The following is a 15,839-nucleotide window of genomic DNA, read 5'->3' on the forward strand; positions in this document are numbered from 1 at the left end:
GGATCCATGATCGACACGTCCCTCCTCGCGCTTTGGCCCCTGATCGTCGCCGGAGGCTTTGGCGTCGGCTTCCTCGTCGGCATGACCGGCGTCGGCGCGGGCTCGCTGATGACGCCCTTCCTCATCACCCAGGTCGGGGTGCAGCCCGCGCTGGCGGTCGGGACCGACCTTCTATTTGCCTCCATCACCAAGGCGTCTGCGGCGGCCCCCCACCACACGTTCGGCAACGTCAACTGGCGCATCGTGCGCTGGCTTGCGGCCGGCAGCGTGCCGGGCGCCATTGCCATGCTGCTCCTGATCAAGTGGCTCGAACCGGATCTCGAGACCATGGGGCACGTCATCCGCTCGGCGCTGATCGGGGCGCTGGCGCTGAGCGCCGCCACGATCATCGCTTACCCGATCATGATGCGCGGGCGCTTGCGGGCCGGAGAGGATCGCTCATCCGATCAGCACGCAATCCGCCCGGTGCCAACGCTGTTGCTCGGCCTCCTGCTCGGCTCCGTCGTGACGCTGACCTCGGTCGGAGCCGGCGCGATCGGCGTTGTGATCCTGACGCTGCTTTATCCGGCGCTTCTCACACGGCGCCTGATCGGCACGGACATCGTACACGCCGTGCCGCTGACACTTGTCTCGGGCCTCGGCCATCTCGGCATGGGCAATGCGGATTTCCTGTTGCTCGGCCTTCTGCTGGCCGGCTCCCTGCCGGGCATTGCGCTCGGCTCACGCCTGACCGGGCGCCTGCCCGATTGGCTCCTCCGCACCATCCTCGCCGCCATCCTGATCTTCGCCGCCTCGCAGCTCTACGCGAGAGGCTGACAGGCGGCGGCCCGCAACCTTCGATGGGCTGAAGGAATGGGGCGTCACGCTGAACCGGAGGCCCGAGTCAGCGTGAGAAATTCGCCGGAATAGGAACAAGAATAAGGAGAGCGCTTCCGGAAACACGGTTCCCGGAAGCGCTCGACGATCAAACGAGCACGACGTCAGCGTGGAAGGTGTTGCCGCCCAGGGTCGGCTTCACGACGCCGGCACGGATAACGAAATCGCCGAAATGCTCGCCGGCTTCGCGCTCCTTAGCGTAGCGGATCAAAAGGGGCTCGAGGAGCCCGACGATGCGCGCCTTGTCGACGTCCTGGGCATAGAGCTTGTTCATGCGGGTGCCATTAAAGGCCGCCCCCAGATAGAGATTGTACAAGCCCGGCGAACGGCCGACGAGGCCGATCTCAGCAAGATAGGGACGGCCGCAGCCATTGGGGCAACCGGTCATACGGATCACGATATCGTCGCCCCGGAGCCCCGCCTTGTCGAGCACGCCCTCGAGATCGGCGAGCAACTCGGGCAGGAAGCGCTCGCTCTCGGCCAGCGCCAGCGCACACGTCGGCAGCGCGACGCACGAAATCGCATTGCGCCGCAGGCCCGAGGAGGTGGGAATCTGAACGCCCTGCTCGGTGAGGATGGCCTCCACCTTCGCCTTCATCTTCGCCGGCACGTTGCTGATGATCACGTTCTGGTTGCCGGTCAGGACGAAACCGATGCCATTGCCCAGGCCGGCGATCTCACGCAGCGCCGTGCGCAGCATCATGCCGGGCTGATCCTTGATGCGGCCGCTTTCGACATAGAGCGTGAGGTGCCACTTCCGCGCGTCGGACTTGCCGCCGGATTTGCCGCCCGCTTCCGCCTCGCCCTGACGCCAGCCGATGACGTCGCCCATGCTCGCGAACGCATACGGCCGCGCCTCGCCGAGCTTGAACCCGAGGCGCTTCTCGACCTCCTCGCGGAACGCCTTCGCTCCGTGCGCCTCGATCGTATACTTGAGGCGCGCCTGCTTGCGGTCCACGCGGTTGCCCCAGTCGCGCTGCACGCCGACGATGTGCTCGGCAACGGCGACCACGTCCTCCGGTTTGCAGAAACCGATGACGTCGCCCGTGCGCGGAAACGTATTGGGCTCGCCGTGGGTCATGCCCATGCCGCCACCGACGCTGATGTTCCAGCCGACGATGCGGCCGCCCTCGACGATGGCGATGAAGCCGAGATCGTGCGCGAACACGTCGACATCGTTGTCGGGCGGCACGGCGAAGACGACCTTGAACTTGCGTGGAAGATAGGTCGGCCCGTAGATGGGCTCCACCTCGGGCTCCGAGGGCGGAGACTGGTCGGGAGCCGGCGCGCCATCAAGCCAGATCTCGCTATAGGCGCCCGTCTTCGGGAGAAGATGCGCGTTCACCTTGAGAGCCGTTTCATAGGCTTCGCGGTGCGCACGCGACAGATAGGGATTGGCCGCGGCCATCACGCCGCGATTGATGTCGCCGCAGGCGGCAATGGTGTTGAGGCCGGCGGCATTGATGGCCTGCAGCGCGGGCTTCATGTTCGACTTGATGATGCCGTGCAGCTGGAACGTAGCGCGCGTGGTGACGCGCAGCGTGTGGTTGGCGTAATCGCCCGCTACGCGATCGATGGCGAGCCACTGCTCCGCGTTGAGCACGCCGCCGGGAATGCGCAGGCGCACCATGAAGATGTAGGCTTTTTCCAGCTTCTTCTTGGCCCGCTCCGCGCGTAGGTCGCGGTCGTCCTGCATGTAGGAACCATGGAACTTGATGAGCTGGGTGTCGTCCTCCGCGATGGCGCCGGTCTCGACACGCGTCAGCCCTTCCGTGATCGTGCCACGCAGAAAGCGGCTTCTTTCCTTGAGTCCTTCGTTCTTCGACAGAGTTTTCGTCATGTTCCGCCTCGGCAAACTGAATTCGACAGACCGGCAGCCTGGCCTCGCCTAGGGCCTCGCCGGGGCGCGAGACCATGGGGCGCGATGGCCGCCCGGACCCTGTCCCGCGCATTCAAACCGGTCCGTCCTGAGTGAATGCGAACGATGGAGCGTCGCCTGGAGCGCCTGACCCGCCAGCGCGGATCAAGGGCGCGCCTCAGTAGACATCGCGCTGGTAGCGCCCTGCCTTCCCCAGCTCCTTGAGCTTGGCGCGGCCCGCCTCCTCGTCACCCTTGGCGGTCTCGGCGAGAATCCTGGCCAAGGTGTTGTCCACGTCCTTCGCCATGCCCTTCTCGTCGCCGCAGACGTAGATGTGCGCGCCATCGTCGATCCACTTGATGAGCTCGGCGCGGCGCTCCCACAGCCGGTGCTGAACGTAGATCTTCTCCGGCTGGTCGCGGGAGAACGCAACGTCGATGCGTGACAGCGCCCCGGATTCGAGGTGGTCCTGCCACTCGAGCTGGTAGAGGAAGTCGAAGCTAAAGTTTCGCTCGCCGAAGAAGAGCCAGCTCTGGCCGGCGGCCCCGGCTTCGTCGCGCTCCTCGATGAAGCCGCGGTATGGCGCGACCCCGGTTCCCGCACCGATCATGATGATCGGCCTGCCGCCGTCCTCCGGCAGGGAGAAATGGCGGTTCGGCTTGACGTAGATGCGCGCCTTATCTCCAACTTTGCGGCGATCGGCAAAATAGGTCGAGGTCACGCCCTTACGCGCCCGGCCATGCGAATCCCAACGCACGGCGCCGATGAGGAGATGGGCTTCACCCGGATGCGCCGCCTGGCTGGACGCGACCGAGTAGAGCCGGCCTGGGAGCGAGCGCAGGAGCTTCACCAGCTGATCTGCGGACAGCGCCTCGGGATAGGTCTCGAACAGGTCGACCAGTTGCCTGTCGGCGGAGAACCGCGCGAGTTCATCGCCCTCGAGCAACTTCGCGACATCGGACCGGCCCGTGAGCTTGGCGTAGCCGTCCACCAGCGGGCGCGACAGCGTGGTGATATCGAAGTTCTGTACGAGCTTCTGCTTCAGCGCCTCGTCGCCGGCAAGGCCGACAGCCGCCAGCAGATCCTCGGCGAGCTCCGGATCGTTCTCGGGATAGACGCCGATCGCATCGCCCGGCTTGTAGACGAAGCCTGGCTCCTCGATGGCCAGCTCCACATGCCAGGTCTCGCGCGAAGACCCGGTGCCGTTGAGGTCGATCAGCTCCGTGATCTCCGCTTCGATCGGATTTTCGGCCGTGAAGCGCGGCTCGTCGTCCTCATCAAACGCCGGGGCTCCCTTAAAGTCCACATGCACGACGGTATTCGGAGCCGGATCGGCCGGCGCCAGAACCTCCAGCGCCTCGTCGGTCCAGGCGGCGGCCGCCTTCTGGAAATCAAGATCGAGATCCTGACGGTCTGCCACCCGCTTGCCGCCGAGCGCCTCGAGGCGCTCGTCGATCTCACGGCCGGTCGAGCAGAAATTGACGTAAGCCGTATCGCCGAGTGCCAGCACCGCGAAGCGCACGCCCTCGAAGCGCGGCGCCCCGTCGGCCATCAGCGCCGCGTGAAAATCAGCGGCCCGCTGGGGCGGATCGCCCTCGCCCCAGGTTGAGATGTAGACAAGCAGGTTCTTGGCCTTGGCGATGGTCGCGAGATCGGCATCCGCCATGTCGACGACCTTGGCATCGAAGTTCATCTTGGCAGCGAGCTTGCGCGCCTTCATGGCCAGCATCTCGGTGTTCCCGGATTCGCTGCCATAGAGAATAGTGAGTGGCTGGCGTGGGCGTGGCGCCTGCGCGGGCGCGGCAACGGCCCCGCTGAAGCCCTGCGCCGCATCAAGACCCGCCAGGAACCCTGACAGCCAGCTGCGCTGCAACGGCGTCGAGCGCTGGACCAGACGGTTCAGCGCATCGATATCCTCCGCCGCGAACGGCGCATTCTTCGGCAATAACGGCACCGCGGTCACTCCGCTCCTCCTCGATCATCCCTTGGGCTCACGCAACGGCGTGCGGCACTGCACCCTGCCGTCTGGCGCACGTTTCTCGTCCGACTACAAAGTGGCGGCGAACGTACTGACGGCCCTAGGTGATGACATACATTAACGGGGAATAATTTTCCATTGCCATAAGGACGCTGGCCGATAAACGCAATATCATTCTATTTATATGCGAATTTTCGGGCTCACTTATCGCTTTCCCATTAAAAGCGCACTCCCCTTCGCGCCTGCAAAGAATTTCCACCCGATTTGTGGATGATCACCGCAGCCCGTAGCCGCCAATCGTGATGATCATGATAGTATTGCATGATATCACACGAACTCGTGACGCACTGTTACTTCCCCGGGGCAAGGCCCTGTGATTACGTCATTCCAGGACGGGATTGCTTTGGCAGGCTTGGCAAATTCCGCACTGAAGCGCTCGGAACCGGGCAGCTTTGGCGCCCTGGCGGGGGCGTGCTTCGATAGAGCAGCCTGCACAATTAAGGAGGAATTACATCATGAAGACCTGGACCAAGCCCGCGGTGCGTGAGCAGGAAGTCGGCCTCGAGGTCACGAGCTACCTGCCGGCCGAGATCGACATCATCTAAATCGATCCGCTCGCAACCCGTGTAAGAAGCTTTAGCGCGGCGGTCGAACGTTCGGCCGCCGCCGTTATTTTCGGCGCCGCTCTCGCAGGGCGCCGCTCCAGGACGAAAAATATACATGTTGATCAGGATCCTGGGGGCTGCCGCTGGCGGCGGCTTCCCTCAGTGGAACTGTAATTGCCGCAACTGCTCAGACGTGCGGGCCGGGAAACGCGGTTTCCGCGCCCGCACGCAGTGCTCGCTCGCGGTCTCCGCGAACGGGGTCGACTGGGTACTGCTCAACACGGCACCGGATCTGCGCCAGCAGATCAATGAGACGCCCGAACTCGGCGCCCGGCCGGAGGGCGAGCTGCGCAACAGCCCCATCAAGGCCGCCGTGCTAACGGGCGGCGACGTCGATTTCATCGCCGGCCTGCTCAATCTGCGCGAGCTTCAGCCGTTCACCGTCTACGGCTCCTCACGCGTGCTGGCGACGCTGGCCGCGAATTCGGTCTTCAACGTGCTCGACGCCTCCGTCGTGCCCCGTCGCGAGCTTCCGCTCGGCTCTCCCCTCACCATCGAGGGCGCAGGCCGCCCCACCGGTCTCGTGATCGAAGCGTTCGCCGTGCCGGGGAAAATTGCGCTCTATCTCGAAAGCAGCGCGCCGTCCGACAACTATGGCAGCCGCGAAGGGGATGCCATCGGCCTCAAGGTCTCGGCACCTGAAACGGGCAAGCACTTCTTCTACGTACCCGGCTGCGCCACGGTTGATGATGACCTGCGGGACCGCCTCGCGGGCGCACCGCTCGTCTTCTTCGACGGCACCCTCTATACCGACGACGAGATGATCCGGCAGGGCCTCATGCAGAAAACCGGCCAGCGCATGGGCCACATCTCGATCTCGGGCCCGGACGGATCGATCGCGGCTTTCGAAAAGCTCGGCGTCGCCCGCCGGATCTATGTGCACATCAACAACTCGAATCCGGTGCTGGACGACAACTCGCCCGAGCGCCGGGCAACGGAAGCCGCCGGCTGGGAGGTCGGCTATGACGGAATGGAGATTCGCCTATGAGCGAGCGGCCGGCGCAAAGCGGGGCGGATGATGCTCTTTGGAGCCCTGAGGAGTTCGAGGCTGCGATCCGCGCCGTCGGCGCGGAGCGCTACCATGACAAGCATCCGTTCCACAAACTGCTACACGGCGGAAAGCTGAACAAGGGCCAGGTCGCGGCCTGGGCTCTCAACCGCTACTGCTATCAATCCGCGGTGCCGCGCAAGGATGCGGCCTTCGTCAGCCGCGTTTTCGACCGCCAGCTCCGGCGTGACTGGATCCATCGCGTCCTCGAGCACGACGGCCATGGCGACGATCCCGGCGGCATCGAGCGCTGGCTCATCCTGACGGACGGTCTCGGTCTCGATCGCGGCTATGTCGAGAGCATGGAGGGCGCGCTGCCGGCAACACGCTTTGCCGTGGAAGCCTACGTGCGCTTCGTGCGCGAGGAGCCGCTGGTCGTGGCCGTTGCTTCCTCGCTGACCGAGCTCTTCGCGCCCAAGATCCACAAGGAACGCATCGCGGGCATGCTCGAGAACTACGACTTCATCGACGATACGGTCATGGCCTACTTCAAGAAGCGCCTCGTGCAGGCCCCGTTCGACGCCGATTACGCGCTGAACTATATTAAAACCCACGCCAAGACGCGCGCCGAGCAGGAAGGCTGCGTCGCTGCCGTGCGCTTCAAGTGCAACGTGCTCTGGGCGCAGCTCGATGCGCTGCACCATGCCTATGTTTCGCCGGGTTGGATTCCGCCCGGCGCCTTCAATCCGGAGACGCTCAATGGCTGAGACGTCCGAAACCCGCACCGCGCCCGTCCGCCTCATCGTCACCGAGGCCACGGTGCTTGTCATGCCCCGGCATATCAAGCTTCGGCATGATGCGGGCCGTGGCCGCTGGATCATCCTGGCGCCCGAGCGCGTCTTCAATCCCGACGAGACGGCCGTCGAAGTGCTCAAGCTCATTGATGGACAACGTTCCGTGAACGCCATCGCAGAAGTCTTGTCTCGTGAGTACCAAGCCCCACTTGACGTTGTAACAAGCGACATTCTGGCCATGCTCCAGGACCTCACCGACAAGGGCGTCCTGGCTGAGGCGGCCAGAGGATAGGAGCGACCCATGAACGAGATCGCACCGACCCACGTGACCGAATCCGCGATGCCGGTGGGCGCACGCTCACCCGACAGCGCGGAGACAGCTGGCCCGGGTCCCGATCCCGCGCTTTGCGCACGCGCGCCGATCGGCATGCTTTGCGAGCTCACCCATCGCTGCCCGCTTCAGTGCCCTTACTGCTCGAACCCCGTGGAGCTCGAGCGCGCCGCGGGTGAGCTCACCACCGCCGAATGGCAGGATACGATGCGCCAGGCGGCTGAGCTCGGCGTGCTGCAGATCCATCTCTCGGGCGGAGAGCCAACGGCACGCAAGGATCTCGAGGAGATCGTCAAGGTAGCAGCCGACGTGGGCCTTTACACCAACCTCATCACCGCCGGCGTGACGCTGACGCGCGAGCGGCTCCAGACGCTCGCCGACATGGGCCTCGACCACGTGCAGCTCTCGATCCAGGACGTGGACGCCGAGAACGCCGACCGCATCGCCGCCTATAAGGGTGGCATGGCGAAGAAGATCCAGGTTGCCGGCTGGGTGAAGGAGGTGGGCTTGCCGCTCACCATCAACGCCCCCATCCACCGCCAGAACATCCATAACGTCGGCCGCATCATCGACTTCGCCGTCGATGTCGGGGCAGGCCGCGTCGAGGTCGCGCATGTCCAATATTACGCCTGGGCGCTCGTCAACCGCGCCTCGCTCATGCCGACCAAAGAATCCTTCATGCAGGCTGCCAAGCAGGTCGAGGCCGCCCGCGAGAAGTACAAGGGCGTGATCGTCATCGACGCCATCGTGCCAGACTATTACGCGAAGTATCCGAAGCCCTGCATGGGCGGCTGGGCGCGCGGCATCGTTAACATCACGCCGTCCGGGCGGGTGCTTCCCTGCCATGCGGCCGAAACGATCAAGACGCTCACCTTCGACAATATCAAGGATCGTCCGCTGGCGGATATCTGGCTCAACGGCTCAGCCTTCCAGGCCTACCGCGGCACGAGCTGGATGAAAGAGCCGTGCCGGAGTTGCCCCCGCAAGGAAATCGACTACGGCGGTTGCCGGTGCCAGGCGTTCGCTCTCACGGGCGACGCGGCAAATACGGATCCTGCCTGCTCGCTCTCGCCGCTGCATGCTCAGTGGCAGGCGGTGGCGGAGGTGGAAAGCCACAATCCGAACGTTCCGGAATTCGTTTACCGACGCTTTGGCGGAGCGGCAAAAAAGCCTGGAACTCATAACGTCTCTTGAGAGAAGCGCGAGGCTCTATTAGAGGTTCGTCTCGAACTAGGTGCGGCATCGTGTTCACACCGGGTTCATTGAAAACTTGCCAGTATAGAATTGGTGCCGGGTGGTTCGGGAGACCAGGCGGCAGCTCCAGCTGGACTAAAGATTCGCAAAGAGTCGGAGGAATCGAAATGCTCAAGTGGGTTGTGGCGGCTGCTGCTCTCGTAGCCGTTCCTGTTAGCGCGTCGGCGCAGGATGCCGAGGCAGGCGCAGCGGTCTTCAAGAAGTGCGCGGCGTGCCATCAGATTGGCCCCAACGCGAAGAACGGCCTGGGCCCCTCGCTGCAGTGCGTCGCGGGCAAGGAAGCCGGCCATCACGAAGGCTATAATTACTCCGAGGCCGTGAAGAACTCCGGCATCACCTGGACCGACGAGCATCTCCTCGCATGGTTCGAGAAGGACGATGCGGTCATCAAGGGGAACAAGATGATCTTCCCCGCCGGCATCAAGAACGAGGAGGACCGCGTGAACCTCCTGGCCTACATCAAGGCGCAGTGCACCGAATAACGGGACGGCCCTGATAAGGCGCTGATCTTCAAAACCGCGGACGAGAATGCGTCCGCGGTTTTTTTATTTGCTTTCGCTCATCGGAGTGACCTCTCGCGCATCCACCTGCGCCAGCCAGTGATCAAGCCGATGCCCGCCAATCTCAAGGTCGGGAGCGATCTCCGCAAGCGGCACCAGCACGAAGGCGCGCTCTCTGATGCGCGGATGCGGCAGCGTGAGATCGGGATCGTCGAAAACCATCCCTCTATAGTCCAGCACGTCGACATCGATGACGCGCGGCCCCCAGCGCTGCTCGCGCACACGCTTCATCGTGTCTTCGACACCGAGGCAGCGCTTTAGGAGCGCCGCCGGTGAAAGCTCCGTCGCAACTGCAATGCACCCGTTGACGAACCAGTCCTGTTCCGTCACGCCCCACGGCGCGGTGCGGTAGAGCCGCGACTGCGCGACAACCTGGATATCACCTGCCTCGCTCAGAAGAGCGACAGCGCGGCGGATGTTGTCCGCCTTGTCGCCCATGTTGGAGCCAAGGCCAATCAAGGCATCATAGTGGGATCCACCGTCGCCGGTTCCGGTCATCCGTGCACCAGGCCAGAACAGAACAGGGCGGAGCATTCGGCGAGAGTGGATGAGGCGGCGGCGGTCTCAGTCATATTTGACGTAGGCAAACCGCTGGTCTCCGGTGGGCGTGCCTTCGAGCGGACCGCCCTCCGTGCCCGGCTGCCAATGCACCACATCCTCGATCTTCCTGGCGAGCGCGAGGTCTTTCTCGGTAATGCCCTTCGCCGAATGCGTGACGAGACGCACCTCGACCCACGCGTAGGATGCGGTGATGTCAGGATGATGCCAAGCCGCCTCGGCAAGGTGCCCGACGGTGTTGATGACCATCAGCGTCCCTTTCCAGCCCGACGTCTTGTATGCGCGCCGAATCCAGCCATCCTCCAGGCGCCAATGCGGCAGGTTCTCCGTTAGCCACGCGCTGACCTCGGCCTCGGAAAGTGCCTTTTCTCTTGGGCTGCTCATATTGCTCTCTCCTCGCCTTTCGTAGACAAATGCGCAGTCACCCCTGCGTCTGGGCGCGACCCTAGATCAGGATCATTCTTTTTGGAACTGGATGGCGATGCGCCCCGGCCTAACCGATTGGGATGCAAGCGGCCTTGTACGCCTGGGCCAAAGCATCCCATGCGTGTCTGGGCGGCGCCGTTTCCATCGGACCAGCCAGGCCTTATCTTGCGCCTCCGCCCTCACAATCGGCTAGAGCAGATCCCATTCGGGGCGGCATCGCCCGAATGGGTGAAGATGCTCGCTGAAACAAATGACTAGAGACTTTGCAGTGAGCGCAAGCGAACGGAAAATGCTCTAGTGTCCCGATTCCAGCCTTCGAAATCATAAGGGACACTGGAAACACAGACTTGCTAGTGTGGTTCAGATCGAAAAATTCGCTCGGAACCGCGCTGCATGATGTGGCGAATTTTGCGATCATCACTAGCTCCAAGGACATTCTGCACGATGCACGAAGCTTTTCCGGTCACAGGCTGCCGCGTTTCTGCGCCCGCTCGCCTGCACCTGGGCTTCCTCGACCTCAACGGCGGGCTCGGACGCCGCTATGGCTCGATCGGGCTCGCGCTCGATCGCCCGTCCACGGATGTCACCGTCTCCCGCGCCGACACGCTGTCCGTGTCAGGCCCTGAAGAGGACCGCGTGCGCGCCGTCGTCGATCGGTGCATCGAGGCCCTCGCCCTCAAAGGTCAATACCGGGTGGAGGTGGCGCACGCCATTCCTGCCCATGCGGGGCTTGGCTCCGGCACCCAGCTGGCCCTCGCCATCGGACTGGCCCTCATGCGTCTCGAAGGGCTCTCGCTGTCTCCCCAGCAGATCGGAGACCTTGCGGGGCGCGGCGCGCGCTCGGCGATCGGCATGGCGGCGTTCGAAGGCGGCGGCTTCATCGTCGATGGCGGCCGCGGCGCTCTGGACAGACCGCCCCCCGTACTCATTCAGACACCGTTTCCCGAGGCGTGGCGCGCGCTCCTCGTGCTCGACAAGCGCCACCAGGGCGCGCACGGAGATCGCGAGTCGCAGGCCTTCGCCGCACTGCCGCCCTTCCCCGAGGCGCTGGCGGAGCGCCTGTGCCGGCTCGTGCTGATGCAGCTCGTGCCCGGCCTCAAGGAAGCCGACATGGCCGCCTTCGGCGCGGCCCTGACCGAGATCCAATCGATCGTCGGCGGCCATTTCGCGGCCGCGCAGGGTGGGAGTCCCTGGACCTCGCCCAGCGTCGGCGCCCTCCTCGGACGCGCCGCCGAGCTTGGCGCCACAGGCATCGGCCAGACCTCATGGGGACCGACCGGCTTTGCCTTTGCGCCCTCGCCGGATGTGGCAGACCGCCTCTATCATTCTTTAGTTGAAGACGCTAAAGCGAAGGGCCTCGAAATCACGATCGTCTGCGGACGGAATACCGGCGCCACGATCGCGACCTTCTGACGATGCCTTGCTCGAAAACGAGCAGCCCAGCCATATGTGAACGGGAGACGATTTGATGAGTGACGCCACCCCAATTCTGCACATGCTTTCGCCGCAGAAGCACATGAGCCCGTTCGACGTGAACATGGCGACGGACGCCGGCTACAAGACCATCATTCCCTACATCAACGTCACGCTCGAGGAGGTCACGCCGTTGGTGCAGGATGCGATCTTCTCGCGTCCGCCCGATTACGGCTCCCACACGGGCATCTTCATCGGCGGCAAGGACGCCATCATGGCGCTCGACATGCTGGAGGCCGCGCGCAAGGCCCTGGTGCCGCCGTTCCAGCTCTCGGCATTCGCCGATCCGGCTGGCTCCTTCACCACGGCTGCGGCCATGGTCGCCTGCGTCGAGCGTGTCCTGAAGCAGAAGTTCAATCGCGGCTGGAAGGGCACGAAGATCGCCGTGTTCGGCGCCACCGGCGTCGTCGGCTTCGCGTCCTCCATCATCACCGCGCTCGAGGGCGCAGACGTGCAGCTCGTTGCGCACCGTGGCGTCGAGCGGGTGATCAAGTCCGCCGAGGTCTCGAAGGAGCGGTTCGGCGTCGATCTCACTGCCGTCTCCGGCGAGACCGATGATCAGAAGCGTGAGATCATCGCCAATGCCGAGGTCATCTTTGCCGCCGCCGCCGCTGGCGTGCAGGTCATCTCCAAGGAGCACAAGGAGATCGCGAAGAACCTGCTCGTGGTCGCCGACGTCAACGCCGTCCCGCCGCCTGGCGTCGAGGGCATGGAGCTCTTCATGGACGGCGCACCGCTGCCGGGCTGCAACGCGCTCGGCGTGGGTCCGCTCGCCATCGGCGACATCAAGTACAAGACCGAAGCCGGCCTCTTCAAGCAGATGATCGGCTCCAAGGAGCCGCTCTCGCTCGACTTCCGCCACGCCTTCACGCTGGCGCGCCAGCTCGTTGCTTGACGGGCGAAACGGTCCTCATCGCGGCCTTCTCCGCGCGGGCGCTTGCAGCGTCCGCGCGGCGGGCCGGCTATCGTCCGCTCGTCGTCGATTGCTTCGGTGATCTGGACACGGTCGCGCTCGCGCACGATTCGCGCTGTCTGCCCGCCCGCGTCCAGGTTGGCTTCACGCCGCGGCCGCTCCTGGCGGCCCTCGAGAGTCTCACCGCCGCTGCCCCCACACCGCCGGTGGGCCTCGTGCTCGGCACGGGATTCGAATGCAATCCCCGGCTCGTGGCCAGGCTCGGCCAGCATTACCGGCTGATCGGCAACGACGCCGAGACGATCGCGCGGGCCAAGGATCCTCGTGAGCTCTTCCCCTTGCTCGATGGCCTCGGCATCCCGCATCCCGAAACGCAGCTCGTTGCCCCGCCCGTCTCGGACGGATGGCTGATGAAGCGCATCGGCGGCAGCGGCGGGCTGCACATCCATCGGTGTCCGGCCGAGCCGCGGCCGGACAAGCGCCGCTACTTCCAGCGTGAGGCGTCCGGCGAGCCGATCTCCATCCTGGGTCTCGTCTCCGACAAAAGCGCCGCGTTTGCCGCCAGCCGGCAATGGACGAGCCCCCTTCCCCGCCGACCGTTTCGCTACGGCGGCGCGGCAGGCTCCCTGCCGCTCGATCCCGATCTCGAGGCGCGCCTCATCGAAATGAGCCTCGAGGCATCGGAGGCGCTCAAGCTCCAGGGGCTCGTGTCATTCGATTATCTGGTCGCCGACGGAACGCCGGCACTGCTCGAGGTGAACCCGCGCCCAGGCGCGACCCTCGACGTGTTCGACGATGCGTCGGGCACGCTCTTCAAGGCCCACGTCGAAGCCTCACGAGGCGGCGATCCGGCCGCGCTTCTCTCCGCGGATTGGCATCCCCCCGTTGCTCGCGCGGCCGCCTTCCTCTACGCAGATCGCGGCCCGCTTACGGCCGGAGCGGTAGACTGGCCCGACTGGGCCGCCGACCGTCCCCGTCCCGGCAGCGTCATCGGCGCCGGAGAGCCTCTCGCGACCGTCATAGCGGAGGGCGACGACATCGATGCCGTAGAAGCCGCCTGTTTCGAGCGTTTGGGGATGCTCGAAACTTTGCTGTATGACACGTCCAATAAACAAGGAGCTCGACAATGAGCAGCACTCCAGGCTTCGCACCGAGCGTCAACGCCCGGGCAAGCGTTCTCGTCGATGATCTGGCGGCCAACGCCGACGCCCTTAGGATCTCCGTTTCGACCGGGGCGGACGGGGAGCGCTGCATCGATCTCGGTGCCAAGGTGGCGGGCGGGCTCGAAGCCGGACGCCGCTTGGGCGAGATCTGCATGGGCGGCCTCGGCACAGTCGCGCTGACGTCCGCTTCCGGCCTCGAGCGCTGGCCTCTCGGCGTCGTAGTGCATTCGTCGAACCCCGTCGTCGCCTGCCTCGGCAGTCAATACGCCGGCTGGACCATCACTGGCGACAACAACTTCTTCGCGCTCGGCTCCGGGCCGGCGCGCGCGCTTTCGCGCGTCGAGGAGCTCTACAAGGAGCTCGGCTACGTCGACCGCCATGACAGGGCCGCCCTCGTCATCGAAGGCGACACGCCGCCGCCGGCCGGTGTCGCCTCGAGCGTCGCGTCCGCATGCGGCGTCCAGGCCAAAGACCTCACCGTGCTTTACGCACCGACCGGCAGCCTCGCCGGCACGGTGCAGATCGCCGCCCGCGTGCTCGAGGTGGCCCTGCATAAGGCACACGCCCTTCAGTTCGACCTCTCGAATATCGTCGACGGCTATGGCGTCGCTCCGATTGCGCCGCCGATCCCCGACTTCGTCAAGGCCATGGGGCGCACCAACGACGCCATCATCTACGGCGGCCGCATCCAGCTTTTCGTAAGGGGCACCGACGCAGACGCCGAGAAGCTCGCCAACGCACTGCCCTCGAGCACCTGCTCGATCTACGGCAAGCCGTTCGCCGCGATTTTTGCCGAGGTCGAGGGCGACTTCTACAAGATCGACGCCTCACTCTTCAGCCCGGCGCTGGTGACGGTCTCGAACCTGGATACCGGGTCGAGCTTCCACGCTGGAAAGCTCGCACCCGATATCGTCGACGCAAGCTTCAGATAGACCGGACGTAGCGGCGCGCGCCCCATTCTTCTCTCGCAATCTCGAAGGGAATGAGGGCGCGCGCCGCAGGACATGGAAACCGATGAACAAGCCAGTGACCACCACGGATGTGAGCGGCGCGACACGCTCGGGGCCGCGCATCGCGCTGTTCGTGGAGGACGGCTCCGGAGATTGGCATGCGCGCCGCCTCAGGACGGCGATGGAGGCGCGCGGCGCAACCGTCGTTACCACCACCCTCAGCGGATGCGCCTTCGACACGTCATGCCCGAGCGGCATGGACATCCCGGGCTTCGACGGCCTTCTTCCGGATGGCGCCTTCGTACGCTCGGTCTCGACCGGCACGCTCGAGCAGATCACGTTCCGGCTGGGTATTCTGCACGCGCTGCGCGCCAGCGGCGTGCGCGTGTGGAACGATGCACGCGCGATCGAGCGCTGCGTCGACAAGTCGACGGCGACGTTCCTCTTCCAGCGCGCCGGGCTCGCGACGCCGCCAACTCGTGTCGTCGAAACGCGAGAGCGGGCGCACGGCCATCTTGCCGGCAACGCGCGGCCGTTTGTTTTGAAGCCGCTATTCGGCAGCCAGGGCAATGGCGTGCGGCGGGCGAACGGACCCGATGAGCTGCCGTCGCCGGAAGACGTCGGCAGCGTCTACTACATGCAGCACTACCTGCGCGCACCCGACGCCACGGTGTTCGAGGACTGGCGCGTCTTCGTCTGCAACAAGCGCGTGCTCGCCGCCATGCTACGGCGCGGGAAATCATGGATCACGAACGTGCACCAGGGGGCCGAACCGATCGCGCATGAGCCGTGCGAGGAAATGGTCCAGACGGCGCTCGCCGCCGTCGCGGCCGTCGGCGTCGACTATGCGGGCATCGACCTCATCCGCGACGAGTCCGGCCGCCTCATGGTGCTCGAGATCAACTCCAACCCGGCCTGGAAAGGCTTGCAGAGCGTCACCGATCTCGACATCGCCGATATCCTCGCCCACGACTTCCTTCAATCCGTCGCCGAGGCGCGCGCTCGATGATGGGCCGAACCCCGCCGAGAACCCGGCGCCGGCGCCCCCCGCA

General features: G+C 64.9%; 16 protein-coding genes. 12 read left to right on the forward strand and 4 right to left on the reverse strand.

Translation table 11 applies throughout. The annotated features are described in order from the left end of the window. The first annotated feature begins 6 nt into the window (after positions 1 to 6). Complete coding sequence (locus V7P99_RS02650) at positions 7 to 816, forward strand: sulfite exporter TauE/SafE family protein (protein ID WP_333793272.1); 810 nt, start codon at positions 7 to 9, stop codon at positions 814 to 816. A gap of 148 nt (positions 817 to 964) precedes the next feature. Here V7P99_RS02650 and V7P99_RS02655 read toward each other — a convergent pair whose 3' ends face one another. Both V7P99_RS02655 and V7P99_RS02660 read right to left on the reverse strand, forming a co-directional pair. After that, positions 965 to 2,716, reverse strand: a complete 1,752-nt coding sequence (locus V7P99_RS02655; protein ID WP_333793273.1) for an NADPH-dependent assimilatory sulfite reductase hemoprotein subunit — start codon at positions 2,714 to 2,716, stop codon at positions 965 to 967. 196 nt (positions 2,717 to 2,912) lie between these two features. Continuing rightward, entirely contained in the window at positions 2,913 to 4,697 is a 1,785-nt protein-coding gene (locus V7P99_RS02660) for a diflavin oxidoreductase (RefSeq protein ID WP_333793274.1), read from the reverse strand. Between the two features lie 530 nt (positions 4,698 to 5,227). Here V7P99_RS02660 and pqqA point away from each other — a divergent pair. The 6 genes from pqqA (at position 5,228) to V7P99_RS02690 (ending at position 9,226) form a co-directional block, all read left to right on the forward strand. Further along, positions 5,228 to 5,317, forward strand: coding sequence for a pyrroloquinoline quinone precursor peptide PqqA (gene pqqA / locus V7P99_RS02665; protein WP_020086280.1), 90 nt, complete (start codon positions 5,228 to 5,230; stop codon positions 5,315 to 5,317). Between the two features lie 115 nt (positions 5,318 to 5,432). Next, entirely contained in the window at positions 5,433 to 6,365 is a 933-nt protein-coding gene (gene pqqB / locus V7P99_RS02670; RefSeq protein WP_333793275.1) for a pyrroloquinoline quinone biosynthesis protein PqqB, read from the forward strand. Next, positions 6,362 to 7,132: a pyrroloquinoline-quinone synthase PqqC gene (pqqC, locus tag V7P99_RS02675; protein ID WP_333793276.1), complete on the forward strand. Its 771-nt coding sequence runs from the start codon at positions 6,362 to 6,364 to the stop codon at positions 7,130 to 7,132. Before pqqB ends, pqqC begins: the two co-directional genes overlap by 4 nt. Beyond that, positions 7,125 to 7,451 carry a pyrroloquinoline quinone biosynthesis peptide chaperone PqqD gene (gene pqqD, locus V7P99_RS02680; protein ID WP_333793277.1) on the forward strand — a complete coding sequence of 109 codons (327 nt, stop codon included), beginning with the start codon at positions 7,125 to 7,127 and terminating at the stop codon, positions 7,449 to 7,451. The genes pqqC and pqqD overlap by 8 nt, the downstream gene beginning before the upstream one ends. 9 nt (positions 7,452 to 7,460) lie before the next feature. Further along, the gene (gene pqqE, locus V7P99_RS02685; RefSeq protein WP_333793278.1) at positions 7,461 to 8,684 is read left to right on the forward strand and encodes a pyrroloquinoline quinone biosynthesis protein PqqE; all 1,224 of its coding nucleotides are present in this window, start codon (positions 7,461 to 7,463) and stop codon (positions 8,682 to 8,684) included. Positions 8,685 to 8,851: 167 nt separating this feature from the next. Then, complete coding sequence (locus V7P99_RS02690) at positions 8,852 to 9,226, forward strand: c-type cytochrome (protein WP_333793279.1); 375 nt, start codon at positions 8,852 to 8,854, stop codon at positions 9,224 to 9,226. Positions 9,227 to 9,289: 63 nt separating this feature from the next. On the opposite strand, the gene folK is transcribed toward V7P99_RS02690, so the two are convergent. Both folK and V7P99_RS02700 read right to left on the reverse strand, forming a co-directional pair. After that, entirely contained in the window at positions 9,290 to 9,802 is a 513-nt protein-coding gene (gene folK / locus V7P99_RS02695) for a 2-amino-4-hydroxy-6-hydroxymethyldihydropteridine diphosphokinase (protein WP_333793280.1), read from the reverse strand. A gap of 66 nt (positions 9,803 to 9,868) precedes the next feature. Continuing rightward, a complete protein-coding gene (locus V7P99_RS02700; protein WP_333793281.1) occupies positions 9,869 to 10,246 on the reverse strand; it encodes a 4a-hydroxytetrahydrobiopterin dehydratase in 378 nt (125 codons plus the stop codon). A gap of 486 nt (positions 10,247 to 10,732) precedes the next feature. Here V7P99_RS02700 and V7P99_RS02705 point away from each other — a divergent pair, with 486 nt between their 5' ends. The 5 genes from V7P99_RS02705 to V7P99_RS02725 all read left to right on the forward strand — a co-directional run bounded on the left by V7P99_RS02705 (position 10,733) and on the right by V7P99_RS02725 (position 15,796). Beyond that, positions 10,733 to 11,701 carry a beta-ribofuranosylaminobenzene 5'-phosphate synthase family protein gene (locus tag V7P99_RS02705; protein ID WP_333793282.1) on the forward strand — a complete coding sequence of 323 codons (969 nt, stop codon included), beginning with the start codon at positions 10,733 to 10,735 and terminating at the stop codon, positions 11,699 to 11,701. 55 nt (positions 11,702 to 11,756) lie between these two features. Then, positions 11,757 to 12,656 (forward strand): NAD(P)-dependent methylenetetrahydromethanopterin dehydrogenase, encoded by a 900-nt coding sequence (locus tag V7P99_RS02710; protein ID WP_333793283.1) that lies wholly within the window; start codon positions 11,757 to 11,759, stop codon positions 12,654 to 12,656. Further along, positions 12,653 to 13,804, forward strand: coding sequence for an ATP-grasp domain-containing protein (locus tag V7P99_RS02715; RefSeq protein ID WP_333793284.1), 1,152 nt, complete (start codon positions 12,653 to 12,655; stop codon positions 13,802 to 13,804). Before V7P99_RS02710 ends, V7P99_RS02715 begins: the two co-directional genes overlap by 4 nt. Continuing rightward, positions 13,801 to 14,769, forward strand: a complete 969-nt coding sequence (gene mch, locus V7P99_RS02720) for a methenyltetrahydromethanopterin cyclohydrolase (protein WP_333793285.1) — start codon at positions 13,801 to 13,803, stop codon at positions 14,767 to 14,769. Before V7P99_RS02715 ends, mch begins: the two co-directional genes overlap by 4 nt. A gap of 82 nt (positions 14,770 to 14,851) precedes the next feature. Beyond that, positions 14,852 to 15,796 (forward strand): ATP-grasp domain-containing protein, encoded by a 945-nt coding sequence (locus V7P99_RS02725; protein WP_333793286.1) that lies wholly within the window; start codon positions 14,852 to 14,854, stop codon positions 15,794 to 15,796. Positions 15,797 to 15,839 lie beyond the last annotated feature (43 nt).

This window comes from Hyphomicrobium sp. (assembly GCF_036780825.1).
Taxonomy (GTDB): Bacteria; Pseudomonadota; Alphaproteobacteria; order Rhizobiales; family Hyphomicrobiaceae; genus Hyphomicrobium_C.